Consider the following 24,268-nt stretch of genomic DNA (forward strand, 5'->3'; position numbering starts at 1 on the left):
AGACTTCAACTTTTCAATTTTTCAATTTTTCAATTCTACTTATTTCTTCATGGCACCCACGATGTCGCCAGCGCTCATGGCCTTAGCCTGCTCCTGGATCTTCTCCTGGTAGCGCTGAGGAGTGATGGGCACGATCTCCTGACCGTCGGTCAGCTTGGTGACACCGTTGGTCACGTACTTATCGCCAATCTTCAGGCCACTGGTCACGATATAGTTGTTGCCATCGTTCTGAGGGTTGACAGTAATCTCGGTGTAGGCCACCTTGTTGCTGTCGTTGAGCAGATAGACGAACTTCTTGTTCTGTACCTCTACAACCACCGACTGGGGGATGACAATGGCATCGTTGGCTGATTGGGGAACAACGATAGTACCAGAACCGCCGCTCTTCAACAGCTTGTCGGGGTTGGGGAACTGGGCCTTCAACTGAACAGAACCGGTGCTCTTGTCGATGACACCACTGACGGTAGCTACCTTGCCGGGATAGCCGTACTCACTACCGTCGGCCAGCAAGAGCTTCACTGGGGGGAAAGCATCGATGGCACCGCTGACACCGCCCTCAGCCTTTGAGAGCAGCAGCAGGTCTTTCTCGGTGACTGAGAAATAAACGTCCATCTGACTGATGTCGGCCACGTGGGTCAGCACGTTTGATGCGCTCACCAAGGCGCCCTTCTTGAAAGGCAGGGTGCCCACAACGCCCTTGACGGGGCTCTTCACGTAGCAGTAGCTCAGCGCCTCTTTGGCTGAAGCCAGCGCAGCCTTTGCCTGGGCCAGCTGTGCCTGTGCGCTCAGATAGGTATTCTCGGCAGTCTGCAACTCGTAGTCGCCAATCACTTTGTTGGCATGCAACTGCTTTGAGTTCTCAAAAGTAAGTTTAGCAGTGTTCACACCGCTCTGTGCCGTATTGACAGCTGCCTGTGCCTGGCGCACCTGTGCCTGGAATGTCTCGTTGTCGATAACAAACAACAACTGACCGGCAGAGACGGTCTGTCCCTCCTTAACGCAGACCTGTGTCAGAAAGCCTGAAGTCTTTGGTCTAATCTCTACATCCTGAATACCATTAATCGTAGCAGGATAGTTTGTTTGCAGAGCAGCCGACTGCGAAGAAACGGTCTCCACGGGAAACTCATTATCGCCAAAAGTCGGACGGCCACCGCCTCCGCCACACGAAACCAACATGGCTGCAACAGCAGCAGCCAGCATCATTTTGTTCTTACTCATAATTATTCTTTAAGCTTAAATTGTTATATTTCTTATTCCTTTATTTCCTTTGTTGAGGAAAACTTATTTAGTCATACTTAGTTTTCAAAATGCAAAATTACAAAAAAAAGAGGAATATATAACACACGCTGCTCGAATATTTAACATTTTATTAGTAAATTAGTTGTATATTAAACATAAGGAGACATAATAACTTTTATACGGACAGAATAACTAGTTAAAGACAGATTAACTAGTTTTGAAAGACTGAATAACTTATTAAAGACATAATAACGGAGGTAAAGACATACTAACGAATAATAAAGACATAATCGCTCGGCTATGCCGCTTTCATAAAGCGGAGCGACTGAAAGAACAGACGAACATACTTTTTAATAACGAACATACTTTTTAATAACGAACATACTTTTAAAATAGCTATCGGGCTTTAGTTTGTCTTGCAAACGACAGAAAGAACAAACAAAAAAAACAGTGCAACTATTCTGAGCGAATAGAGACACGGTGCTTTCTACGCACCATAATGTAACATCCCATGAGAGTGGAGTGAATGACGGTATTATTTCTTCAAATGTAAGCGAATGCCAAACTCTATGGCAGGTGTAAGTGGATGCTCCTTATAGTAATGTTCTAAGGAAGTATTATCGTTGAAGAAATAATTGAGTGAGGGCTCGATGTAAATACCGAATTGGTTGGTGAAGGTATATTCTGCGCCAGCAGCTGCATTGACAGACCACTGCCACGGTTTTTCGATTTCTTGACGATGTTCCAGTGATAACGTTGAGCGAATACATTTTTCCAACATTCCCCCTCCAGAGAGATAGAAGCGGAAGTGACGATTTGCCAACAGTTGCCATGAGATGCCGAGTGGAATACCAAGGTAGTGCAACTTCTGTTCATAGTTGGCGTTCTGAATAGACGGGATGGAGAACTCAGAAGAGAGATATGTGTAGTTGATGCCACTCACCACTGCCACATGTTGGTTCAGTTGATATTGCAAACTCAATCCGATGCGCAAGGGAAGCTGATGCTTCCATACGTAATCACCGAGTGGTGTTTCATAGCCTGAGTTTGGGTATTTTCCAATGATTCCAACATAGTAGGAGTTATTTGGGGATGAGCCGTATGAAGTACCGTTAACAATGTTGTTGGAGGCAAACAATCCGCCAGAAGCGTTGATGCCCAAAGACCAATTATCGGAATTTGCGGAACGTTTGATAGGGCGTTCGGATGTCATGAAGTCATTCTCTATTACAGATGTTGTTGGATGCTCAACAGAAGGTTTGTTTTCTGCTTTCTCAACGGCAACTTGTTCTGTCTCCTTTTCTTTTTCATGAATGGATTCAATTATCGTATCGTTATGTGCCACTTCCCTGACAGATATGTTGGTCTGTCGTTTCTGGGCGATTAGATTCGCGGGGTTTGAAGAGAACGGTTTTGATGGCGTGGAGGCAGAAGGAATCGATTCATGGCTAATTTCTTCCAAAACCTGTGTTGTCGCACTTGGTTGTGAAAGCGGTAGGCTGTTATCTTGATGATAGAACGTGAAGAACCCAACAAGTGCCAACAATCCAGCGGCAAAAGCTAAGTGCCATCGCTTGATAAGAGTTGGCTTTTGGACAGGGCTCGTCGAGAGGTCCATCTGTTCACAGATGTCTTCCCATAACCCAGAAGGCGGATCCATCCGATGTTCCTCCAACTTTCGTTTCATTTCTTTTGTCCAATCCTCTTTCATTGTTTCTCGTTCATTAATTCCTTGATTTTCCTTGCCAATGTCAGTTTTGCATGATAGAGTTGCGAAGCGGAAGTTGTCTCCTTGATATCCAGCATCTCTGCAATTTGTTGGTGGGTGTACCCCTCAAAAACAAACAGGTTTATCACGGTACGATAGCCGTCTGGCAATTCGCTGATGAGTCGATGGAGTTCGTTAGGAGACAAGTATTCTGGTTGAGGCTCTTCTTCATCAGACAACTGAAGGTTTGACTCATCAAGTTCTACGAACAAGAGTTTCTTTCGTTCTCTTAGGAAATAGAGAGTCTCGTTCACTACCAATCGTTTCATCCATGCCTTAAAGCTTGGTTCGTCGCGGTAACTAATGGTCGGGATTGACGTGAATATTTTCACGAAACTATTTTGTAGCACGTCTTTCGCGTCGTTCCTATTAGGCACATAGCGGTAGCAGACCGATGAAAGCTCCTCAACATACAGTTGGTATAACTGATTCATCGCTCGTCGGTCATTCTTCCGTACACGCTCTATAAGTTTTCCGACCATTTTATTATCGCGTTCCTACTTTAATAATTCAAAAATACGTAAACCTTGCATGAAAATGTGTGTGTTTTTTTATTCTTTAACGCTTTTCCATGCAAGATTTTCTCTTTTTTGCATTATAATAGCAGACGAAATCAAAAACAAGTAATTATGGAGTTAACAACATTCTTATTACAATCATCAAAAAAAGTGTTGTGGATGAGCGCCATTGCTCTCATATTAGTAGGATGCAGCAAAGATGACGAGAACAATCCCATCAATCCCATCAATCCCGTAGGTTATTGGCTAAGCATAGAATGTGATGAGGAAGACATGCAACATCAGCATGGAATGGCATTTTGGGCAAATGGAACCTTTGGCGAATGGTCTGTCACACCAGAAAAATTCGAAGAAATGCCTATGGGGAAATGGGAAGTTACCGAGAAAGGCTATCATCTCAGACCCTCTATCAGTGATACAGGCTTCGGTATAATCAGTATTAATGATAGTTACCTTGTGTTTGAAACATACTATTATTGGTCTAACACCCACGTCAAGACTACTTATAAGAAAATGAAATTTGGACCTGTATATATTAATTGACTGAAGTTTCGCATGCACTCAACTTCTTAGGTTGCAAGGGTTATGGTATTAGGTGAAAGATGATATCATTAACATCCCTTTCCCTTTTTCACACAAAAACAATTAAACTTCTTAACAAAATGACATCAAAGAAAATGCTCGAACTAGCGTTTTTGAGACGTAAATCATCAAGATGTGCGTCTTCTCATATTCCGGATATGTATTCTCCTCCTTCTCCTGAGACAGAATCCACTCCCTGATTTCCTTGGCCTCATTGCGGATTCTCGCCCCGAGAATGTACTTGTATTTCCCGGTCTGCAGTAACTGCACATTCTTCTTGGTCATCAGTCCGGAGTCTGCCACCACGACCACGTCTTCCAGATGGACGCTTGCAAGGCAAGAATGCGAAGCGACTGAAGGAACTGAAGTGAACCCATGATTAGCTAAAAGGATGGTCTCAGCGGCTTAGCAATTTCCTGTACGTGTGGTCATAACCATCTTTTAACGGAGTTCCCATAATGCCACCAAAAGTACGAATAACCATACAATCACTTGTTAAACTCACAATTTTGTAATACAGTTCATCTGGATTGGGGGCACTGTCTTTGGGGCGTTTTTGCATATGCACCGCACCATTATCCTCGAACCAGAAATACCCCCAAAGGCTTTCGGAGTACACTTCATCAATTTTTTTTGATTTTGTATCAAATGTCGGCTGCAATTCCCACCATTTGACTTTACCATCTGCAGTAAACAACAAGCCTCCTCTTCTTTCAAAAATTTCTGTACTTTCCCAGTAGCCCAGAATATTCCTGTCTTTGATATCGATTTCATCATTACTACTGCAACCATAGAACAAACCTATGATGAACAACAAACTTACTGATAATAAAAAAGGCTTCATCGCAATTTAGTTAAAAAGAGATTAATAATTAATTGTTTTATAATGCAAAGATATAAAATAATTTCTAATCTATCAAAAGTTTATATAAAAAAAAAGACACCCCGCACACAAACAGTGCGGAGTGTCTTATGATGATTGCAAGAATCTATCAACAAGGAAACTTGCAATATAAACTCAGAGGATTAATAACCTGTGTTCTGAACCAGTCCAGGATAGAAGTCAATCTCACGCTGTGGGATAGGCAGGATGGTCTGGTTATCGTCGTAGCTGATAACATTGTTAACCTGGTTAGTGATGCTCTTCTTGTTACGCCAGTAAGCAAATGCAATCTGGTTCTCAGCGAAGAACTCCTTCTCGTATTCAGCAATCACGTCGTCGATAGTAACAGTAGCAACATCGGTGTAACCAGTTACACGGTTCTTCTCAATCTCGTTGATGTAGAAAGCAGCCTTAGCGCCATCATTGTTGCCCTTCAGCTCAGCCTCTGCAGCGATGAGGTAAACCTCAGAGAGACGGATGATCTTGGGGTTGTTAACGTAGAGACCCTCACGACCAGGATACTTAGCAGGGAAGAAGTGAGTTCCTGCAACACCCTTAACTGCCTGCTCCTTGATCATCTTAGAGCGAATGTCAGCAGGAGTAGCCTTCAGGTAGGTCAGAATATTTCCATCTTCATCCAGGGCAGCCTCGGGGTAACCAGAAGCATCGGTGTAATAACCAAGCGAGTTACGCTGAGCATTGTAGTTGGCGGTGATCAGAAGTTCGAAGATTGACTCTGAAGTACCCTCCTGCTCCCAAGCCTTAACATAGTTAGAAGGTGTATAGAGTTCGTAGCCACCATCCTTGATTACCTCTTTAGCATCAGCCAGAGCTTCTGCATATTTGCCAGCATAGAGGTTGGCACGTGCACGCAGAGCCAAAGCTGCATAGTAGTTGAAGTAACCAGTCTCCTTCTTCTCGTCCTTAGAAGCCTCGAGCAGATTCATAGCCTGTGTGAAGTCGTCGGTGATCTGCTTGTAGGTCTGTGCCAAAGTAGCACGATCGCCCTTGAAGTCGGGAGCTACCACATGGTCAGAGAGAACGATACCAGAGTTAGCTGCGTTCACATCATCAACAGCTGTTGGAATGTGAGCGAAAAGGCGAGCCAAGTCGAAGTGGAGCAATGCACGCCATGCATAAAGCTGACCACGCAGTTTGTCAACAGTCTCGGTCTGCTCGAGTGCCTCAGACAACTCGAGTGCCTTGTTACAGTTGGCGATAGCACCATACATATCAGCATAAGCATACTCGGGCAGCTCATCAAACTTAGTCAAAGTATAACGAGCGATGGCAGTGCTCTGACCGTAGTCATCAACATACTTAAACTCGTTAGTAAGAAGGTCGGCATAGAGTCCGAACTCAGAACCGTAGAGCATACGATCTTCAGACATCAGATAACCGATACCGTTGACAGCGTACTGCAAATCAGACTCTGTCGTGATAGCCACGCCTTCGCCAAGCGAAGTAGATGGCTCTGAGTCGAGGCTGCAAGATGAAAGGCTCAGTCCAGCAACCAGACCTAAAACTAAATATATCTTTTTCATATGTTATGATTCTATTATTGATGTATTGAATATTAGAAAGTCAGGTTCAGACCAAACAGGAACTGACGTGTAGGAGGTGTATCGGTCTGACGATAACCGTTTACATCAACGTCGGGATCTACGTCCTTAGTTGCGCAGTAGATCATGAATGGGTTGGTGGTACGGAAGTACACACGCAGGTTGTTGATGTACTGCTTGAACAGAGGCACGTTGTAGCCCAGAGTGATATCACGAACACGGATGTTGTCGGTAGAACGGATCGTGCGTGAAGAGAACCTATCTGAACGATAGGGGTTGCCATAGATAGGTTTGGGGAATTCAACTACATCACCAGGCTGCTTCCAGTAGTTGCCAGCAACTGACTCATGAACATTGAATGAACCAATGCGTACACCGTCACTGAAGGTGAGGAAGTATCCGGGATAGTCGAACATGTCGGCACCGAACTGATAAGAAATCATGAACGACAGATCGAAGTCCTTGTAGCGGAAGGTGTTGGTCATACCACCGAGTACATCGGGCACAGCCTTACCTACCTTACCCTTACCAGCCTTTGCGTAGGTGTTAGTTACGCCCTTTGAGTGATCAGAGGGATCGAGCCAGAACTCACCAAGACCGGTCTCAGGATCAACGCCCTTCCATTCGGGGAGGTAGAAGGTGTGCATAGACTCACCCTCGCGGAGCAGGTACATGTTACCATCACCATACTGAACGTCCTCGCCGCCAGGCAACTCCTTCACCTCAATCTTCTGCCATGTCAGGTTGAAGTCGGTGGTCCAGCTGAAGTCCTTAGTACGGATGTTCTGAGAAGAAACGCTGAACTCGAGACCGCTGTTCTCCAGCTTACCGATGTTGTTGATGTTAGAACCGAAACCTGTTACATAAGACACAGGAGTAGAGAAGATCAGATCGTCGGTCACTTTCTTATAGTACTCAAGAGTGAGTGATACACGGTTGTAGAGTGTCCAGTCGAAACCAACGTTGAAGTTCTTAGACTTCTCCCATGTCAGGCCCTCGTTACCAGGAGTTGACCAGTAGTAAGCACCATTTGCTCCATAACCACCGCTGGTAGCATACTGAGGCATGTACTGATACATACCGGTGGGCAGGTTACCATTAGTACCGTAAGATGCACGTACCTTCAAGTCAGAGAAGAGAGGATTGTCCTGCAGGAAAGACTCCTGAGAGATACGCCATGCAGCAGATACTGACCAGAAGTTAGACCAGCGATTGTCCTTAGCCAGACGAGAAGAACCGTCACGACGGAAGCTCAAGCCAGCATAGTACTTGTTGTCGTAGTTGTAGTCAGCCTTACCGAGCCAAGAAGAAAGCATTGACTCGTAGATAGCGCTACCAGTATCGTAAGTCTGACCATTAGAAAGCTCAGGCAGTTTGTAAGTACCATAACCCTTAGCAGAAGCTGTCAAGAAAGGCATCTGGCGCTTCTCATACTCATAACCGCCCAATGCATTAACAGCGTGCTTACCAAACTGATGGTTGTAGCCCAGAGTGGTAGAAGAGGTCAGAGTCTTGCTGGTGAAGTCCCAACGCTGACCCAAGCCACCAAGTGACTCACCGTTAACGCTCAGAGGAGACCAGAACTCCTGCAACTTATTGTTGGTGTAGTCATAACCGAAGATGGTACGAGCAACGAGGTCGTAAGGCAGCTTAACCTCAGCCTCGAGGTTGCTCATGCTACGCATCATGTTTGACTTCACGAACTCGGCATACTCACCGCTCTCAACACCAAACATGTTGTTGGGGTTAGCAACCTTACCAAAAGCAACATCATTATTATATGAACCATCAGCATTTTTATTTTTAGCTGTAGGATCCAAAGAGTAGAGTACGGACCAAGGGGCGGTTGTACCAAAACCCTGTTCTTGATCACTCTGGTCGCGAATACCCTTAGTATCAGAGAAAGAAATCATCTGCTTAACGCCAATCTTCAACCAGTCGTTAACCTGGTGATCCAAGTTCACACGACCACTGTAGCGCTGGAACTGAGTGCCCTTAACGACACCCTCTGAATCATTGTAGCCCAAACCTACATAGAACTTGGTCTTGTCGTTACCACCGTCGATAGAGAGCTGGTGGTCTTGAGTCAGAGCGTTGTGATAAACCTGGTCGTACCAATTGGTATCAGTATCGCTATCGAAATCCCAGAAAAACATGTATGCGGGATAAAAACCCTGTGATTCCAAACCACCATTAGTAGCATACTCCAAAGCCTCGGCCTCTGTTGCTGCCAGACCATACTCCAAGATACCATTCTTGATACCATCTGTATAGTACTCCTTCAGCTGAGCAGCATTCATGGTGTTCATGGCGCTCTTCTTAGCAATCTGCTGAGTACCAATCTGCATATCGTAGTGTACGTTGGTCTTACCCTTAGCACCCTTCTTAGTGGTGATGATAACAACACCATTGGCAGCACGTGAACCATAAAGTGATGCTGCAGCAGCATCCTTCAGGATGGTCATGCTCTCGATATCGTTAGGGTTCAGAGTAGCAAGGATAGACTGTGACTTGATGCTTGATGACATGTAGCCATCTGAGTTTGCCAATACGGGCACACCGTCGATAACATACAGAGGCTGAGTAGAACCATTGATAGAACCGATACCACGGATCTGGATGTTCTGGTCAGCACCTGGGTCACCAATAGATGAACCTACACGTACACCAGCTACCTTACCTTCGAGAGACTTAACAAGCGAACCCTTCTGGGCTGACATGTCTTTCTCCTTCATGGCAGTAGCCGAACCTGTGAATGAAGATTTCTTTGCTGTACCGTAAGCAACAACAATCACCTCATCAAGTGAGTTGTGGTCGCTGGTCAACAAAATGCGCATGTTTGCGCTTGCGGGCAATTCCAAAGTTTCCATACCAATGTAAGAAATACGAAGTGTCTTCTTACCTGCAGGAACATTCAGAGAGAACTGTCCTTCACTGTTAGTAACTGTACCGACATGGGTGCCAACAACTAAAACTGATGCACCGATAACGGGCTCACCATCGTCCTTTGACATGACGGTACCATTGACTCTCGTCTGAGAGAATGCCCCACCTACTACGAGGAAAAGGGTCATCAAAAGCAATGCTAGTCTTTTGCTCATAAGACTTCTGTTAAATTAATATTAAATAAATGTTTGTGTATAACCAATTAAAACTAAATAGAATGAATTACAAATTGTCACTTCATCTGCTTTCTCACTTACAAACCGATGTCAATTCGGTGCAGTTTGGTTTCGGGGTGCAAAATTAACAATAAAAACGGAATAATCAATAAAATTACAAAAAAAATTCATAAATTAATTGCATTTTCTTAATTTATATCCATTTTTGCTATTAAAAACGGACTTTTTTACCACCGAAATGATAAAATTATCAAATAAACAAAACGTCTGTTTGCGATAACAACACGATTTTACCCCAAGACAAAGTGATACTTTAACAAAAAACAACAGGGGGAGCCTCCCCCAGCCCCTCCAAAGGGAGGGGAGCTATCCTCATAGAAAAGCTATTAACAAAGGGCGATGACAACAAAAGTGCCACTCTTCTTGTGGAAAAGTGGCACTTTTAGAATTAGAATATGACGCCCATATCAGGCGATTCCCATCTCGCGCGCTTTCTCCATGAGGAGCTGCATCAGAGGTTCGCGCTCGTTTTCTACCTTATTATCTAATACGGCGTCTTTCAAGTATTGTTTCAGGGTGCCCACCTCGCGCGAAGGCGAGAGATGGAAGAGCTCCATGATTTCGTTACCATCGATGACGGGCTGCAACAGACGCTTATAGTCTTTCTCCTTAAGGTCTGCCAGCTTTTCGCGTACCATACGGAAGTTCTCGAGGAACATCTTTTTCCTAACTTCATTCTTCGAGGTGATATCGGCTTCGCAGAGGGTCATCAGGTCGTCGATGTCATCACCGGCATCGTTCAACAAGCGACGAACGGCCGAGTCTGTCACCTCGCTATCGGCAATCACCTGAGGACGCATGTGCAGATCAACCAGCTTCTGAACGTATTTCATCTCGGCACCGAGGGGCAACTTCAAGCGACGGAACAGATCGGCCACCATCTTGGCGCCCACATAGTTGTGATTATGGAACGTCCAACCTATGGAAGCATCCCATCGTTTGGTCTTCGTCTTACCAATATCATGAAGCAAAGCAGCCCAGCGCAAATAAAGAACACGGTTTTCACCCAGTCCATCGGTACGGGAAGCAGAAGCATTCGTCTGAGAGCATTCACTCCCCTCCCTCACAGGGAGGGGTTGGGGGTGGGTCTCGTTGGTCGCTTTCACCACATTCTCCAGCACCTCAAGCGTATGATAGAAGTTATTCTTATGGGCACGACCATTCTTCTGCTCCACGATGTCGAGCGCAGCCACCTCGGGGAGGATGATGTTCAGCAGGCCACAGCGCTGCAGGTCAACCAGTCCCTTGCTGGGATGGGGAGCCATCATAATTTTATTCAGTTCCACTTCGATACGCTCGCCACTGACAATCTTGATGCGATCGGCCATGCGCTGAAGGGCATCGAAGGTAGCTTCCTCTATCTGGAAGTTGAGTTGCGTGGCGAAACGAATGCAACGCATCATGCGAAGCGGGTCGTCGCTGAATGTGATATCGGGATCAAGAGGGGTGGCGATGATACCATCTTCCAGGTCGGCCAATCCATTGAAAGGATCGACGAGTTCGCCAAAACGGCTACGATTCAAGCAGATGGCCATCGCATTGATGGTGAAGTCGCGGCGGTTCTGATCGTCTTCCAGCGTACCATCTTCCACGATTGGCTTGCGCGAGTCGTGACTATAGCTCTCACGGCGGGCACCTACGAACTCGACCTCGGTGTCGTTGAACTTCACTTGAGCCGTGCCGAAATTCCTGAAAACAGAGAGATGAGCATGGCGACCAAGCACCTTCTTCAGGGCCTTGGCCACCTCGATACCACTACCAACCACCACCACATCGATGTCGTTGCTGGGGCGCTCGAGGAAGATATCGCGAACATAGCCACCCACCACGTAGCACTCTACGCCCAGATGATCGGCCACATCGCTAATTTTGTGGAAAATATCCTGGTCAAGAATCTTGGCCAGTTCTTCGTCAGAATACAACTTCATTTACGTATATAACTCTTTTGAGGGTGCAAAGTTACGAACTTTCAGACAAAAAAACAAGTTATTTTTGGCATTTAGTCTTTTTTTGATTAACTTTGTACCCAAATATGCAGTCCTGATTTTACGCGGACTGTCCCTAAATGATTGAAGTATGAAACAACAGCGATTACTCATTGCTACTATCGCTTTAGCACTGGTCGCCACCGCCTGTAGCAACTCAAGAAGAGACGAAATAGAACAGCGCCGGGCTGCCCTCAAGCACAAGCAAGACTCCACCCTACTGGCCTCACAAGAGGAACTGGCACGCGTCGATGAAGCACTGGAAGCGACGAAGGCTGAATATGAGCAGAAGAAGACCATCGTGGAGGAGCACAAACGAGCACTGAAAGCCACCGCCGAGGAACTGACCGAGCTGACACTGCTACGCATGAAGCGCGACTCGCTGCAGGTGCAATGGAACACACTTGGTGCAAAAATCAAGTATATCCGCAAAAAACAAAATGATTAATATTTCATAATTCGAGGTTCATAATCCATATTATTAATGTGTAATTCATATTTATTTAGTAACTTTGCACCCGAAATATGAACAAATTTGAAAAAACTAATGCACAGTTTGAGGCTGCCATAGCCGAATGTCGCGACATCTTTTCGAAGAAGTTGCACGACTACGGTGCCTCGTGGCGCATCCTGCGACCCTCATCGCTGACCGACCAGTTGTTTATCAAAGCCAAGCGCATCCGTTCGCTGGAGATTAAACAGGAGTCGCTGGTGGGCGAAGGCATACGCCCGGAGTTCATGGCGCTGATCAACTATGGCATCGTGGGACTGATTCAACTGGAGAAAGGCTTTGCCGACTGCGTGGATATGAACAACGACGAAGCCATGGTGCTCTACGATCACTATGCCAAAGAGGCCCTGGAACTGATGAAACGCAAGAACCACGACTACGACGAAGCGTGGCGCGACATGCGCGTGAGCAGCTACACGGACCTCATCCTGACCAAAATTGAGCGCATCAAGGAAATAGAAGACTTAGGCGGAGCCACGCTGGTGAGCGAGGGCATCGATGCCAACTATATGGATATTATCAACTATGCAGTCTTCGGACTGATTAAGTTGGAGAAGTGAGAATACTGATTGTAAACATAGCCCGCATGGTGCTGGCGCTGGTCTTTATCCTCTCTGGATTTGTTAAGGCCATCGATCCGCTCGGCACGCAATACAAGATACAGGACTACCTGACAGCCATGCATCTGGGAGGTTGGCTGCCCGACATGGCAACACTGGGTCTGTCGGTGCTGCTGGGCGCCACGGAATTTTGCTTAGGCATCTTTCTGTTGTTTGCAATCAGAAGGAAGTTGTCTTCACGACTGGCATTAGCCATCATGCTGGTGATGACACCCCTGACACTGTGGCTGGCCATCAGCAACCCCGTCAGAGACTGCGGATGCTTTGGCGACGCCATCATTCTCACCAACTGGCAGACATTCTGGAAAAACGTGGTACTGCTGTCGGCTGCCATCATCGTGGCCCACAAGCCCACACGGATGTTTCGCTTCATCAGCGAGCCCAACCAGTGGCTGGTGATCAACTACACGGCGCTGTTCATACTCATCACCTCGACATGGTGTCTTTATGACAAACCGCTGTTCGACTTCCGACCCTATCGCATAGGCACAGACCTGAGAGCGGGCTGGCAACGGATGATGGAAGGTGAGGACTCGCCCTACGCCGACTTGTTCATGGAGCGCGACGGCGAAGACATCACCGAACAGGTACTGAACGACAGTAGCTACACCATGTTGCTCATCTCGCCCCACCTGGAGCAGGCCGACGACTCACAGCTGGACGTCATCAACGAGCTCTATGAGTACACCAAAGACAACGGCTATGCTTTCTATGGACTCACAGCAAGCGGCGAGAAAGCCGTGAACCAGTGGAGAGACAGAACTGGTGCGGAATATGCATTCTACCAGACCGACGATGTGCTGCTGAAGACCGTCATACGCAGCAACCCAGGACTACTGCTGCTGCACGATGGCGTCATCATACAGAAATGGAGCCACAACCGCCTGCCTGAACTGGACAGCAGCAAGCCACTGCATGAGCTGCAGGAAGGCAGTATACAGGAAGACTCGGTGGCACGCCGCATCGCCATGCTCATGTTATGGTTCGTGTTGCCACTGACGCTGCTCAGCCTGGCCGACCGCATGTGGATGTGGACAAAATGGATTAGAATTAAAACCAATCGTTTAACACCAACAATAAAAAAAGAAAAGAAAATGAGAAAGAAAATTGTAGCAGGTAACTGGAAGATGAACATGAATCTCCAGGATGGTATTGCTCTTGCAAAAGAGCTGAACGAGACACTGAAGGCAGAGAAGCCCAACTGCGGTGTAGTGATTTGCACCCCATTCATTCACTTGGCTTCTATCGCCCAGTTCCTCGATCAGTCTATCATCGGTCTGGGTGCAGAGAACTGCGCAGACAAGGAGAAGGGCGCTTTCACTGGTGAGGTTTCTGCCGAGATGGTAAAGAGCACTGGTGCTCAGTACGTGATCCTGGGTCACTCAGAGCGTCGTGAGTACTATAAGGAGACTCCCGAGATCCTGAAGGAGAAGGTGCTGCTGGCACAGAAGAACGATCTGAAGGTGATCTTCTGTATCGGTGAGTCACTCGAGGAGCGCGAGGCTGGCAAGCAGAACGAGGTGGTTAAGGCCGAGCTCGAGGGCAGCGTATTCAACCTCTCTGAGGAGGACTTCCGCAAGATCGTGATCGCCTACGAGCCAATCTGGGCTATCGGTACTGGTAAGACCGCTACTGCTGAGCAGGCTGAGGAGATCCACGCTTACATCCGTTCTATCATCGCTGAGAAGTATGGTCAGGCTGTTGCCGACGACACCACCATCCTCTATGGCGGTTCATGCAAGGCTTCTAACGCTCCTGAGCTGTTCGCTAAGCCCGACATCGACGGTGGTCTGATTGGCGGTGCTTCACTGAAGTGCGCAGACTTCAAGGGCATCATCGACGCCTTCAAATAAGAAATGAATATATGATGAAGCTATTCATCACTATACTAAGTCTGTGTGCCGGCATTGCTATCAATGCCGACGCACAGACTTTTACCCAACGTGTTCAGCAGACCACAGCGGGTGGAGGTACCGTGACCATCCATCAGGACAAAGAGATTGAAGACCTGGTGAACGGCACGCATTCGTCGGCCAAACCGACAAAGACTATAACCAAGCCTGCCACTAAGCCAGCCACCAAACCGGCTGCAACAACCAAGACGGCTACAGCCGCCACAAAGACGACTTCAGCCAGCAATGGCACACAAAACGAGGTCGGTAACAACTCAGCAACGCCATCAGCCGATACCGTTGCTGCACCCAAACATTATCACAAAGCCATAGGCTATCGTATTCAGGTATTTGCTGGAGGCAACACACGCAGTGATCGCCAGAAAGCAGAGAAAACAGGCAACGCGCTCAAACAGTTGTTCCCTGGAGAAGAGGTGTATGTGCACTTCTACTCTCCCAGATGGATCTGCCGTATGGGCAACTATCGCAACTACGAGGATGCCAAAGCAAAAGTAGAAGAAGTACGCAAACTGGGATATGAGTCTGCCACTATCGTGAAAGGCAAAATCAGCGTTGCAGATTAAACATGTTATCATGGAACTAGAAAAGAAAACAGAAGAACTTGCATCACACTATAAAAGTATCATAGAACTGCTGGGCGAGAACACAGAGCGCGAAGGTCTGCTGAAGACGCCCACCCGAGTAGCCAAGGCTATGCAGGTGTTGACACGCGGTTATGAAATGGATGCGCACAAGGTGCTGACAGATGCCCTCTTCAAGGAGGACTACAGTCAGATGGTCATTGTCAAGGACATCGACTTCTTCTCACTGTGCGAGCATCACATGCTGCCCATGTACGGCAAGGTACACGTGGCTTACATCCCCAATGGCTACATCACCGGCCTCTCAAAGATTGCCCGTGTGGTAGATATCTACAGTCACCGCCTTCAAGTGCAAGAGCGCATGACGCTGCAGATTCGTAAATGTATCGAAGAGACACTGCACCCCTTAGGTGTCATGGTAGTGGTGGAAGCCAAGCATATGTGCATGCAGATGCGTGGCGTAGAGAAGCAGAACTCGGTGACTACCACCAGCGAGTTCAGCGGTGCTTTCGAACAGGCAAAGACTCGTCAGGAGTTCATGAACCTGATTCATCATTAAGACAAACCAATTAACAAACAACGCATATGTATCAGTCAGGTGGCGGTTCATTCCGCAAGCGAGAATCACTCAGTTACGAGTTCACCCACAGCTGTTTCGGTCGACTCGTCATCTTAGGTGCCATCCTTGGTGTCTTGTCTATCATTCTGGCCATCTTCTGCCCGTCGGAAGAACGCATGCGCGCTGTCATGGAAGACGACATCCGTCAGTGTATCAACGCTCATGACAGTATCAATGGCGACTGGATGGACAATGCGCTCAACAACTTCAGCTATATGTTCACCACTGCCGACACCATCAGTGAGGTAGAGATGTACAAGCTGTTTAAGAAAAACAACCGCTTGGAATACAACGACCACACCATCTTTGCCACCATGAGTCTGTGCAACAACTTCCGTCCTGACGGTGTTCGTTGTGGCATCGGCATCCTCGGCGTTGTTATTCCCACCATCCACTACAACGACTTCCTGCTTGTGGTAGGCTCACTCCGTAAAGACTATAATCAGCCTATCATCGAGAACAATGCTGCCAACAATCAGGATGGTGCTACCGTAGGAGACAGCACGATTGAGGGTGAGGTATTTGGAGAGAACCCCGACTTCGGAGGTGTCTTCGAATATCACGATAACTAATCAAGCATCACGGAAATTAATGCTGTCTCAATGCGCGCATCGCATTGAGAACAGCTAATACCGTCACACCCACATCAGCGAAGACAGCCATCCACATCGTAGCAAAACCAAAGGTTGCCAATATCAGTACGAGCGTCTTTACGCCAATGGCAAACAGCACATTCTGACGAGCGATGCCAATGGTTCGGCGAGCAATGCGTATGGCCAGAGCAATCTTTGAAGGTTGATCATCCATCAACACCACATCGGCTGCCTCGATAGCCGCATCGCTACCCAGTCCTCCCATCGCAATACCGACATCTGCACGTGCCAGCACTGGTGCATCATTGATACCATCGCCTACGAAAGCCAGTTGGTGACCGGGTGCCAAAGCCTCAACAATCTTCACTTTATCTTCTGGAAGAAGTTCGGCGTGATATGTTGTCAGCCCAAGTTTCTCAGCTACATCTGCAGCCACCTCTTCTCTATCGCCAGTGAGCATCACCAGTTGTTTGATGCCTAACTCACGCAATCGTACAATCGCCTCAGCGCTATCTGCCTTCACCTGGTCGTTGATCACAATGTGGCCTGCATACTGACCGTTGATAGCCACGTGAATAATCGTACCCACATGATGACAGTCGTGCCAGTGTGCACCTACGCTATCCATCATCTTCGTGTTACCAACAGATACCTCCAGTTCACCAATCTTAGCCTTCACACCGTGGCCCGATATCTCCTGCACATCGCTGACGCTGCAGCCATCAGTAGCCTCATCGGGGAAGGCATCACGCAGAGCCGCTCCAATAGGATGCGTTGAGAAGTGCTCCACATGAGCAGCTAGATGCAGCAACTGTTGGGCATCGTATTGCTCGGGATGAACAGCCGTGACAGCAAACTGGCCATGGGTCAGTGTGCCAGTCTTATCGAAGACCACCGTGTCCAGTCGCGACAACACATCGATATAGTTGGCTCCCTTAATCAAAATTCCTCGACGCGAAGCGCCACCAAGACCGCCAAAGAACGTCAATGGGACGCTGATGACCAAGGCACAAGGACAAGAGACTACCAAGAACATCAGGGCGCGATAGAGCCATGTCGTAAAGCTGCCTGCGCCCAACAGTGGTGGCAAGACAGCAATACCTATGGCAAGGAACACAACTACCGGCGTATAGATACGCGCAAAACGCGTGATAAAGGTCTCGCTCTTCGACTTGCTCTCACCCGCATTCTCCACCAGATTGATAATCTTCGAGACCGTACTCTCGCCAAAGGCCTTAGTGGTACGCACTCGAATCACTCCCTGCAGGTTGATACAACCAGATATCACCTCATCCTGCACAGCTACATCACGAGGCACGCTCTCGCCTGTCAGTGCCACGGTATTCAAGGCAGAAGAGCCTTCTACGACGACGCCATCCAAGGGTACCTTCTCACCGGGGCGCACCAAGATGATCTCACCTACCCCCACTTCATCGGGCATCACATCAAGCACTGCACCATCGCGCTCCACATGGGCCACGTCAGGACGTATATCCATCAGGTGTGCTATGCTCTCTCTACTCTTCCCTTCGGCATAGCCCTCAAACAGCTCGCCTACCTGGAAGAAGAGCATCACGAAGACGGCCTCAGGATATTCACCAATACAAAGTGCACCAATGGTGGCTATCGACATCAGGAAGTGCTCGTTGAAAGCATCGCCATGTGCCAGTCCTTCTACCGCTTCACGCAAAGTGCCATAGCCTACGAGCAAGTAAGGGACTAGATAGACCAGCAACAACTGCCACTGCGGCCATGCCAAGTGCTGTTCCATTACATAAGCGACAACCAGCAATACGGCTGTAGCGACAATCAGCGTCAGCTGCGCTTTCAAACTGTGATGATGTTCATGATGATGCTCATGCGAATCATGATGGTGTTCATGATGGTGTTCATGATGGTGTTCGTGCGAACAACACGTTTGTTCATGATGATGATTGTGTGCCATTGTTCTTACCTTATTATATTATATATGTTATCTTTTCTGGTTGCAAAGGTAAGAACTTTCGTTTGCAACCAAGTTGCAAAAAAAGAACCCGCCGGTTTGACGGGTTCCTATCTCTTAGTTGAAGAAGTATTTTATTCCGATGCTTGCGTACCAGCACTGTCCTACGTCATAGCTGTACGTCCACGTCTCTGTCTTGCCATTAATACTAGCGGGTGTAGAGAAGAGCGGATACCCCTCTGCATCCTTTCCTGCATAGGTCAGGATACGGGCCTCCGAGCCAATAGCAGGGTTCAGATACTTAGCTACGCCCCATGTTGAGTCAAAGAAGTTCATTACGTTCTTCATATCAAAGCTCAACTGCAACTTATGCTTTGTGTTCTTAACACTGAAATCAAAGTCATGCTTATAACTGAAGTCAATACGATGAACCCAAGGTGAAGGAGCGCTATAAGCCTCAGCGTATTCACCTTGATGCTTCTTCAGATAGTCATTGTTGTGTACATAAGCCATGAAACGATCACGATCGTCTGTCGAGACAAATCGGAATTCATTATCAGCCACTTCCTTATCTGTTGGGATATAAAGCAGATCATAACTACATCCATCGCGGTTAATATCCTTATTAATATCCTTATCTTCAGTCAACATATAAGAATAGTTATTGGAAGTAGAATAACCATTAGCATCTATACGCACACCTCCATTATAACCCTCATAGATAAAGCTATAGTGGTTGCCCGACTTATCGTGAAGCGTTGCACTAGCCACCAAGCGATTGGGGATAACGAACATAGAGTTATGAACACCTACACCATTTGGTCCCTTATACGAAGGAATACTAGTATAGGCCGAAGCTGCATCACTACCTGGCATACCAGATATTTCCTTATTAACAGTATGCGTATAGGCAGCCATCATGTCGAGCCACTTGAAAGGCTGAGCAGTCAAGCTAACATTAGCAGTCCATCCATAGCCCTTGCTCGTATTCTCCAAAACAAAAGCATTGGGAAGGGGATTGCCCTGCGTATCGACCTTCTTCACCGTTGTGAATTCAGGACGGTTGTCTGCGCCCTTAAACAAAGGCAGGCTCTCGATGTCACAATAGCTCCAATCCTTGATGCACACATCGTTAATGCTCTTATTAAAGATACCTTCCACGGTCACCGTCATGGGGAACGAAACAGGCACCTGATAGTCAACTGCCAGAGAGGTCTTCCACACCTGAGGCAGCTTAAAGTCATTAGCCACACCACAGAACGACGAACTTGGCGCACCTTGTGAAGGTGTCATTGTCAGAGGTTCACCAAATTTTGCTGCAACAAATTCCATCAGTTGCTGACGTGTCATAATATCACCAGCAAACTGACTCATGTCCACAGCCTTACCCTTATTCAATCCAGTAGAATTCCAAACGGCATTGTTCTGCAGCATATTTGAGTTAAGAGGCATATTGGTAAAGAACACCAAAGGCAGACGTCCCTGGAACAGACCTGTACCGCCACGTACCTTCAGACTCTTATCGCCAAACACATCCCAAACCACTCCTAAGCGAGGAGAGGGTGTCAAAGAGTTCTTCGGCCACTTTCCTGTATCAATCGAACGACCATTATAACTGACGGCAGCAATGGCATCGTTCGTCATAAGGTCAGCATTGTCATACATCAACTCATCGAGACGTATACCATAAGTCAGTTTCAGGTTTGAGCGTATCTGCCATTCATCCTGCACATAAATGCCCAAGCGATTGGTACGAACACGAACGGCAGGATCCGACACACCATTATAGCCATAAGACAGCGCCACGATTTCAGGGGTAGCACCAGCATAGAAGTCACTCAGAGAACTATAGCGATAGTAACCGGTACCATTACGAAGGAACATATTATCGGCCATTTTGTGCTCAAAGCTCACACCAGCCATAATCTTATGTTCGCCCAGATAATAGGTTATATCATCCTTGATGTTCCACACATCGTTGTGAACACCATTGTTCCATGAGAACAACTCATGACCCAACGAAATATAGTTTCCGCCATTACCATCAAGAATATCAATAAAGGGGAAATTCGAAGAGTCTGTCTCACGTAGATCGTCCTTCTTTGCATAGGTTACCAACAGCTGATTCGACAATTTATCTGTCAAACGGCTATTCAAATCGAAAGAGAATGAATAAACCTTATTCTTCTGCTTATACATCGAGTTAGCATAGGTCATTGCATACTGGGACATGCGCTGATATGAAGAACGCTTACCGCCATCCATAGAGTTACCACTCACGGCCTTCCATATTGTATTATCCGTGAAGTTGTAGCGCAGCGCCAGATGATGGAAATCATTGATATTCCAATCCAAGCGTGCCAAGAACTTATAGTTGCTATCTGAAGCAGGATAATTAGACCAAGAGCCAGTGTTATAACCATACTTGTTAGCCACGAACTCCGAAACCTGCTGCAGATCGCTCAGTTTAACTCGGGAAATATAGCCCGTCGGATCAGCCACGCCGTCCTCCGAACCACGCCAACGGTTTACCACAGTAGGCGTTTTCTCCATCTCTCCATTAACAAAGAAGAAGAGTTTGTTCTTAATGATGGGACCACCCATTGTGAAACCATATATGGTATTTTGGTCCTTTGCTCGTGTACCAGCTATTTGTTCACGGTCCACAGCATCGCCATGCATGTTCTCATTTCTGTGATAGACATAGGCCGTTCCCTTAAACGTATTAGTACCCGACTTTGTGATAGCGTTCACTCCACCGCCAATGAAATCCGTCTGACGCACATCAAAAGGTGATATAACTATCTGCATCTCCTCTATGGCATCGATAGAAATGGGATTACCGCCACCAGGCAAGCTCATATTTAAACCGAAGTCATTATTGAAGTTGGCACCATCAATGGTAAAGTTGGCCGTACGACCGTCACGTCCTGCCAGTATCATACCACTACCACCATAGGGCGACAGTCTGACGATGTCCGTAATCAAACGGTTCGTTGTAGGCATATGCTCTATCTGCCGGGCAGAGACGTTCGTAGAAGGTCCCGTCTTCTGCGTCGTAAACTTCGTAGCCTTGCCGCTCACCAGCACCTCGCTCAACTCGGTAGTGCTCTCAGCGAGCTTGGTGTCCAGCTTGGTTGTCTCGCCCAGCACCAGGGTAATGTCTTTTGACACCGAAGGTTTACACCCGATGTAGCTGACCGTCACCACATACGGCCCACCGGGGCGCATGCCCTGGATGGTAAACAATCCGTTGACGTTGGTGATGGCCGTGTAGCGCGTTCCCGAAGGTTCGTGCACAGCCTGCACCGTGGCACCAATGACCGTCTCCGTACTGCCCACATACGTCACTGTACCTGCTAAAGTTGAATTGGTAATCTGAGCAACAACTGCCACCGTAAAGGTGAGCAGCGTTGCAAGCATCATCAAAAATCTCTTATTCATGTTAGTAGAAAACTGATCAACTAAACTTCTTCGTCGTCTTCGTATTCAAAATCTTCCAAGTCTTCGACATCCTCTACGTCAATGTATTCGATGTCTTCATCCTCGCCTTCATCGGCCAGCTCTTGTGCAAACATCGACATATCCTTGTCGCGGTGCACCAACGAATCCTCTGCCATGATGCCCTGAATCTTGTTGCTTTCAGCATTCAGTTCACGCCAGAGCACGTCTTTCAATTCATCGAGTCCGTATCCTGTCACGGCCGAGATAAACACCACGGGCAGATCCTGAGGCAGCGTCTCGCGCAACATCTCTATCAGTTCCTCATCCAGCAGGTCGGACTTGGTCACTGCCAGCACACGGTGCTTGTCCAGCATCTCGGGGTTGAACTGCTGCAACTCGTTGAGCAGAATCTCGTACTCGCGCTTGATGTCGTCGGTATCGCCAGGCACCATGAAGAGCAACAACGAGTTGCGCTCAATATGGCGCAGGAAGCGCAGTCCCAGTCCTTTACCCTCGGAGGCGCCCTCGATAATACCGGGAATATCGGCCATCACAAACGACTTGCCGTCGCGATAGCCCACAATGCCCAACGAAGGCTCCATCGTCGTAAACGGATAGTTAGCAATCTTCGGCTTGGCATTCGACAAGGCAGACACCAGCGTTGATTTACCCGCATTGGGGAATCCCACCAATCCCACGTCAGCCAGCAGCTTCAGTTCCAGGATGATGGTCATCTCCTGCATGGGTTCACCAGGTTGCGCATAGCGCGGTGCCTGGTTCGTCGCCGTGCGGAACTGGAAGTTACCCAGTCCGCCGCGACCACCTTTCAGCAACATGACCTCCTGTCCGTCGTAGGTCACGTCGCAAATATATTTTCCTGTTTCGGCATTATACACCACCGTACCGCAAGGCACATCGATATAGATGTCCTTTCCGTCGGTGCCATGACACTTGTCACGACCACCGTTGCCACCATGTTCTGCGAAGATATGTCTCTCGTACTTCAGGTGCAACAGTGTCCAGTAGTTATGATTACCGCGCAGGATAATGCTGCCGCCTTTGCCCCCGTCGCCACCGTCAGGTCCCCCGTTAGGGTTGTACTTCACGTGGCGCAGGTGCATCGACCCTTTGCCGCCCTTACCCGAGCGGCACATGATTTTTACGTAGTCTACAAAATTAGATTCCATCTATCACATCACAAATATCTGCGAAGATACGATCCAGCTCGCCCAGACCATTGATGTGGTGGTGCAGACCTTCCTGCTTGTACCACTCGATCAGTGGCTGTGTCTGGTTGTGATAAACCACCAGGCGCTTCTTGATTGTCTCTTCATTATCATCAGCGCGACCGCTCTGCTGTCCACGCAGAATCAGACGCTTCATCAGTTCGTCCTCGGGAACGTCCAGCTCGATCATGGCAGCCACCTTGTCGCCACGCTCAGCCAACATCTTCTTCAGGGCGTCAGCCTGTGGAATGGTGCGAGGGAAACCATCAAAGATTACACCCTTATGCTCACGACCGAATGAGTCATATACCGATGCCAGGATGCTGATCATCAGCTCGTCGGGAATCAGCTGTCCGTTGTCAATAAACTGCTTGGCAGTGTTGCCCAGCTCGGTGCCGTTCTTAATCTCAGCACGCAGTACGTCACCTGTAGAGATATGCTCCAGTCCGTACTTCTCAATCAGTTTGTCACTCTGTGTTCCTTTACCTGAGCCAGGGGCTCCAAAAATTACAATGTTCTTCATTTTCCTGAATAATTTTTCTGGCTTATTGTATAATTGATTAATCTTCTACCACGGTGTAGATATCACGCAGATTGCGTCCCTGCTGGTCGTAGTCCAATCCATAGCCCACGATAAAGTCGTTAGGAATGCGCAGTGCCACATATTCCACGTTCAGATTCTCCTTCAGTTTATCGGGCTTCAGCAGCAGCGTGCAGATATGAATAGAGGCGGGATTACGTGTGCCCAGCGACTCCACCATCTGCTTCATGGTCAAGCCCGTGTCCACGATATCCTCGACAATCACGATGGTACGTCCTGCCAGGTCTTCGTTGACGCCCAGCACCTCATGCACCTTACCAGTGGAAGTGGTTCCCTGATAGGAAGCCAGCTTCACGAACGATATCTCACAAGGAATTGTAATCTCACGCAGCAGGTCGGCTGCAAAGACAAAAGCCCCGTTCAATACGGCCAGGAACAAAGGGTTCTTACCAGCCATATCTTTGTTGATTTGGGCAGCAACAGCCTTCACGCGCTCGTGGATTTCTGCCTCAGGAATAGACGTTTCGAACGTCTTATCCTTGATAGTTACTCTACTCAT

The 24,268-nt window shown here is 47.7% G+C and carries 19 protein-coding genes; 7 read left to right on the forward strand and 12 right to left on the reverse strand.

Annotated features, from left to right (window positions below; genetic code table 11):
* Nucleotides 1–39 precede the first annotated feature (39 nt).
* The 3 genes from T496_RS0105820 to T496_RS0105830 all read right to left on the reverse strand — a co-directional run bounded on the left by T496_RS0105820 (nucleotide 40) and on the right by T496_RS0105830 (nucleotide 3,441).
* Nucleotides 40–1,218 carry an efflux RND transporter periplasmic adaptor subunit gene (locus T496_RS0105820; protein WP_027449912.1) on the reverse strand — a complete coding sequence of 393 codons (1,179 nt, stop codon included), beginning with the start codon at nucleotides 1,216–1,218 and terminating at the stop codon, nucleotides 40–42.
* Nucleotides 1,219–1,774: 556 nt separating this feature from the next.
* A complete protein-coding gene (locus T496_RS0105825) occupies nucleotides 1,775–2,950 on the reverse strand; it encodes an outer membrane beta-barrel protein (protein WP_027449913.1) in 1,176 nt (391 codons plus the stop codon).
* Nucleotides 2,947–3,441, reverse strand: coding sequence for an RNA polymerase sigma factor (locus tag T496_RS0105830; protein ID WP_231478013.1), 495 nt, complete (start codon nucleotides 3,439–3,441; stop codon nucleotides 2,947–2,949). Before T496_RS0105830 ends, T496_RS0105825 begins: the two co-directional genes overlap by 4 nt.
* Before the next feature lie 195 nt (nucleotides 3,442–3,636).
* Between T496_RS0105830 and T496_RS0105835 the strand changes: the two genes are divergently transcribed.
* Nucleotides 3,637–4,068: a hypothetical protein gene (locus T496_RS0105835; protein WP_155808700.1), complete on the forward strand. Its 432-nt coding sequence runs from the start codon at nucleotides 3,637–3,639 to the stop codon at nucleotides 4,066–4,068.
* 436 nt (nucleotides 4,069–4,504) lie between these two features.
* Here T496_RS0105835 and T496_RS0105845 read toward each other — a convergent pair whose 3' ends face one another.
* The 4 genes from T496_RS0105845 to T496_RS0105860 all read right to left on the reverse strand — a co-directional run bounded on the left by T496_RS0105845 (nucleotide 4,505) and on the right by T496_RS0105860 (nucleotide 11,662).
* Entirely contained in the window at nucleotides 4,505–4,951 is a 447-nt protein-coding gene (locus T496_RS0105845; RefSeq protein ID WP_027449917.1) for a hypothetical protein, read from the reverse strand.
* Nucleotides 4,952–5,133: 182 nt separating this feature from the next.
* Entirely contained in the window at nucleotides 5,134–6,534 is a 1,401-nt protein-coding gene (locus T496_RS0105850; protein ID WP_027449918.1) for a RagB/SusD family nutrient uptake outer membrane protein, read from the reverse strand.
* Nucleotides 6,535–6,566: 32 nt separating this feature from the next.
* Nucleotides 6,567–9,653: a SusC/RagA family TonB-linked outer membrane protein gene (locus T496_RS0105855; RefSeq protein ID WP_155808703.1), complete on the reverse strand. Its 3,087-nt coding sequence runs from the start codon at nucleotides 9,651–9,653 to the stop codon at nucleotides 6,567–6,569.
* A gap of 488 nt (nucleotides 9,654–10,141) precedes the next feature.
* The gene (locus tag T496_RS0105860; protein ID WP_027449920.1) at nucleotides 10,142–11,662 is read right to left on the reverse strand and encodes an HD domain-containing protein; all 1,521 of its coding nucleotides are present in this window, start codon (nucleotides 11,660–11,662) and stop codon (nucleotides 10,142–10,144) included.
* Between the two features lie 148 nt (nucleotides 11,663–11,810).
* Between T496_RS0105860 and T496_RS0105865 the strand changes: the two genes are divergently transcribed.
* The 6 genes from T496_RS0105865 (at nucleotide 11,811) to T496_RS0105895 (ending at nucleotide 16,535) form a co-directional block, all read left to right on the forward strand.
* Nucleotides 11,811–12,167 carry a hypothetical protein gene (locus T496_RS0105865; RefSeq protein WP_027449921.1) on the forward strand — a complete coding sequence of 119 codons (357 nt, stop codon included), beginning with the start codon at nucleotides 11,811–11,813 and terminating at the stop codon, nucleotides 12,165–12,167.
* A 77-nt stretch (nucleotides 12,168–12,244) separates the two neighbouring features.
* Complete coding sequence (locus T496_RS0105870) at nucleotides 12,245–12,790, forward strand: DUF1599 domain-containing protein (protein WP_027449922.1); 546 nt, start codon at nucleotides 12,245–12,247, stop codon at nucleotides 12,788–12,790.
* A complete protein-coding gene (tpiA, locus tag T496_RS14675; RefSeq protein WP_394331341.1) occupies nucleotides 12,787–14,703 on the forward strand; it encodes a triose-phosphate isomerase in 1,917 nt (638 codons plus the stop codon). Before T496_RS0105870 ends, tpiA begins: the two co-directional genes overlap by 4 nt.
* 11 nt (nucleotides 14,704–14,714) lie before the next feature.
* Nucleotides 14,715–15,326: an SPOR domain-containing protein gene (locus T496_RS0105885; RefSeq protein WP_052342102.1), complete on the forward strand. Its 612-nt coding sequence runs from the start codon at nucleotides 14,715–14,717 to the stop codon at nucleotides 15,324–15,326.
* Nucleotides 15,327–15,336: 10 nt separating this feature from the next.
* Nucleotides 15,337–15,903, forward strand: coding sequence for a GTP cyclohydrolase I FolE (gene folE / locus T496_RS0105890; RefSeq protein ID WP_044109203.1), 567 nt, complete (start codon nucleotides 15,337–15,339; stop codon nucleotides 15,901–15,903).
* A 26-nt stretch (nucleotides 15,904–15,929) separates the two neighbouring features.
* The gene (locus tag T496_RS0105895; RefSeq protein WP_027449925.1) at nucleotides 15,930–16,535 is read left to right on the forward strand and encodes a hypothetical protein; all 606 of its coding nucleotides are present in this window, start codon (nucleotides 15,930–15,932) and stop codon (nucleotides 16,533–16,535) included.
* 16 nt (nucleotides 16,536–16,551) lie between these two features.
* Here the strand turns inward: T496_RS0105895 and T496_RS0105900 are convergent, their stop codons facing one another.
* From T496_RS0105900 to hpt, 5 genes are all read right to left on the reverse strand, one after another.
* On the reverse strand, nucleotides 16,552–18,387 hold the full coding sequence (locus T496_RS0105900) for a heavy metal translocating P-type ATPase (protein WP_027449926.1): 1,836 nt from the start codon (nucleotides 18,385–18,387) through the stop codon (nucleotides 16,552–16,554).
* Between the two features lie 228 nt (nucleotides 18,388–18,615).
* Nucleotides 18,616–21,942 carry a TonB-dependent receptor gene (locus T496_RS0105910; RefSeq protein WP_027449927.1) on the reverse strand — a complete coding sequence of 1,109 codons (3,327 nt, stop codon included), beginning with the start codon at nucleotides 21,940–21,942 and terminating at the stop codon, nucleotides 18,616–18,618.
* Nucleotides 21,943–21,962: 20 nt separating this feature from the next.
* Nucleotides 21,963–23,129, reverse strand: coding sequence for a GTPase ObgE (gene obgE, locus T496_RS0105915; protein WP_027449928.1), 1,167 nt, complete (start codon nucleotides 23,127–23,129; stop codon nucleotides 21,963–21,965).
* Nucleotides 23,119–23,691: an adenylate kinase gene (locus T496_RS0105920; RefSeq protein ID WP_027449929.1), complete on the reverse strand. Its 573-nt coding sequence runs from the start codon at nucleotides 23,689–23,691 to the stop codon at nucleotides 23,119–23,121. The genes obgE and T496_RS0105920 overlap by 11 nt, the downstream gene beginning before the upstream one ends.
* Before the next feature lie 37 nt (nucleotides 23,692–23,728).
* Nucleotides 23,729–24,268: a hypoxanthine phosphoribosyltransferase gene (gene hpt / locus T496_RS0105925; protein WP_027449930.1), complete on the reverse strand. Its 540-nt coding sequence runs from the start codon at nucleotides 24,266–24,268 to the stop codon at nucleotides 23,729–23,731.

The sequence above is a fragment of the Xylanibacter brevis P6B11 genome, assembly GCF_000621825.1.
Taxonomy (GTDB): Bacteria; Bacteroidota; Bacteroidia; order Bacteroidales; family Bacteroidaceae; genus Prevotella; species Prevotella brevis.

Excerpts from the sequence above, each read along its gene's own strand:
- T496_RS0105820 (WP_027449912.1), bottom strand. The coding sequence starts at position 1,218 with ATGAGTAAGAACAAAATGATGCTGGCTGCTGCTGTTGCAGCCATGTTG.
- T496_RS0105825 (WP_027449913.1), bottom strand. The coding sequence starts at position 2,950 with ATGAAAGAGGATTGGACAAAAGAAATGAAACGAAAGTTGGAGGAACAT.
- T496_RS0105830 (WP_231478013.1), bottom strand. The coding sequence starts at position 3,441 with ATGAATCAGTTATACCAACTGTATGTTGAGGAGCTTTCATCGGTCTGC.
- T496_RS0105835 (WP_155808700.1), top strand. The coding sequence starts at position 3,637 with ATGGAGTTAACAACATTCTTATTACAATCATCAAAAAAAGTGTTGTGG.
- T496_RS0105845 (WP_027449917.1), bottom strand. The coding sequence starts at position 4,951 with ATGAAGCCTTTTTTATTATCAGTAAGTTTGTTGTTCATCATAGGTTTG.
- T496_RS0105850 (WP_027449918.1), bottom strand. The coding sequence starts at position 6,534 with ATGAAAAAGATATATTTAGTTTTAGGTCTGGTTGCTGGACTGAGCCTT.
- T496_RS0105855 (WP_155808703.1), bottom strand. The coding sequence starts at position 9,653 with ATGAGCAAAAGACTAGCATTGCTTTTGATGACCCTTTTCCTCGTAGTA.
- T496_RS0105860 (WP_027449920.1), bottom strand. The coding sequence starts at position 11,662 with ATGAAGTTGTATTCTGACGAAGAACTGGCCAAGATTCTTGACCAGGAT.
- T496_RS0105865 (WP_027449921.1), top strand. The coding sequence starts at position 11,811 with ATGAAACAACAGCGATTACTCATTGCTACTATCGCTTTAGCACTGGTC.
- T496_RS0105870 (WP_027449922.1), top strand. The coding sequence starts at position 12,245 with ATGAACAAATTTGAAAAAACTAATGCACAGTTTGAGGCTGCCATAGCC.
- T496_RS0105885 (WP_052342102.1), top strand. The coding sequence starts at position 14,715 with ATGATGAAGCTATTCATCACTATACTAAGTCTGTGTGCCGGCATTGCT.
- folE (WP_044109203.1), top strand. The coding sequence starts at position 15,337 with ATGGAACTAGAAAAGAAAACAGAAGAACTTGCATCACACTATAAAAGT.
- T496_RS0105895 (WP_027449925.1), top strand. The coding sequence starts at position 15,930 with ATGTATCAGTCAGGTGGCGGTTCATTCCGCAAGCGAGAATCACTCAGT.
- T496_RS0105910 (WP_027449927.1), bottom strand. The coding sequence starts at position 21,942 with ATGAATAAGAGATTTTTGATGATGCTTGCAACGCTGCTCACCTTTACG.
- obgE (WP_027449928.1), bottom strand. The coding sequence starts at position 23,129 with ATGGAATCTAATTTTGTAGACTACGTAAAAATCATGTGCCGCTCGGGT.
- T496_RS0105920 (WP_027449929.1), bottom strand. The coding sequence starts at position 23,691 with ATGAAGAACATTGTAATTTTTGGAGCCCCTGGCTCAGGTAAAGGAACA.
- hpt (WP_027449930.1), bottom strand. The coding sequence starts at position 24,268 with ATGAGTAGAGTAACTATCAAGGATAAGACGTTCGAAACGTCTATTCCT.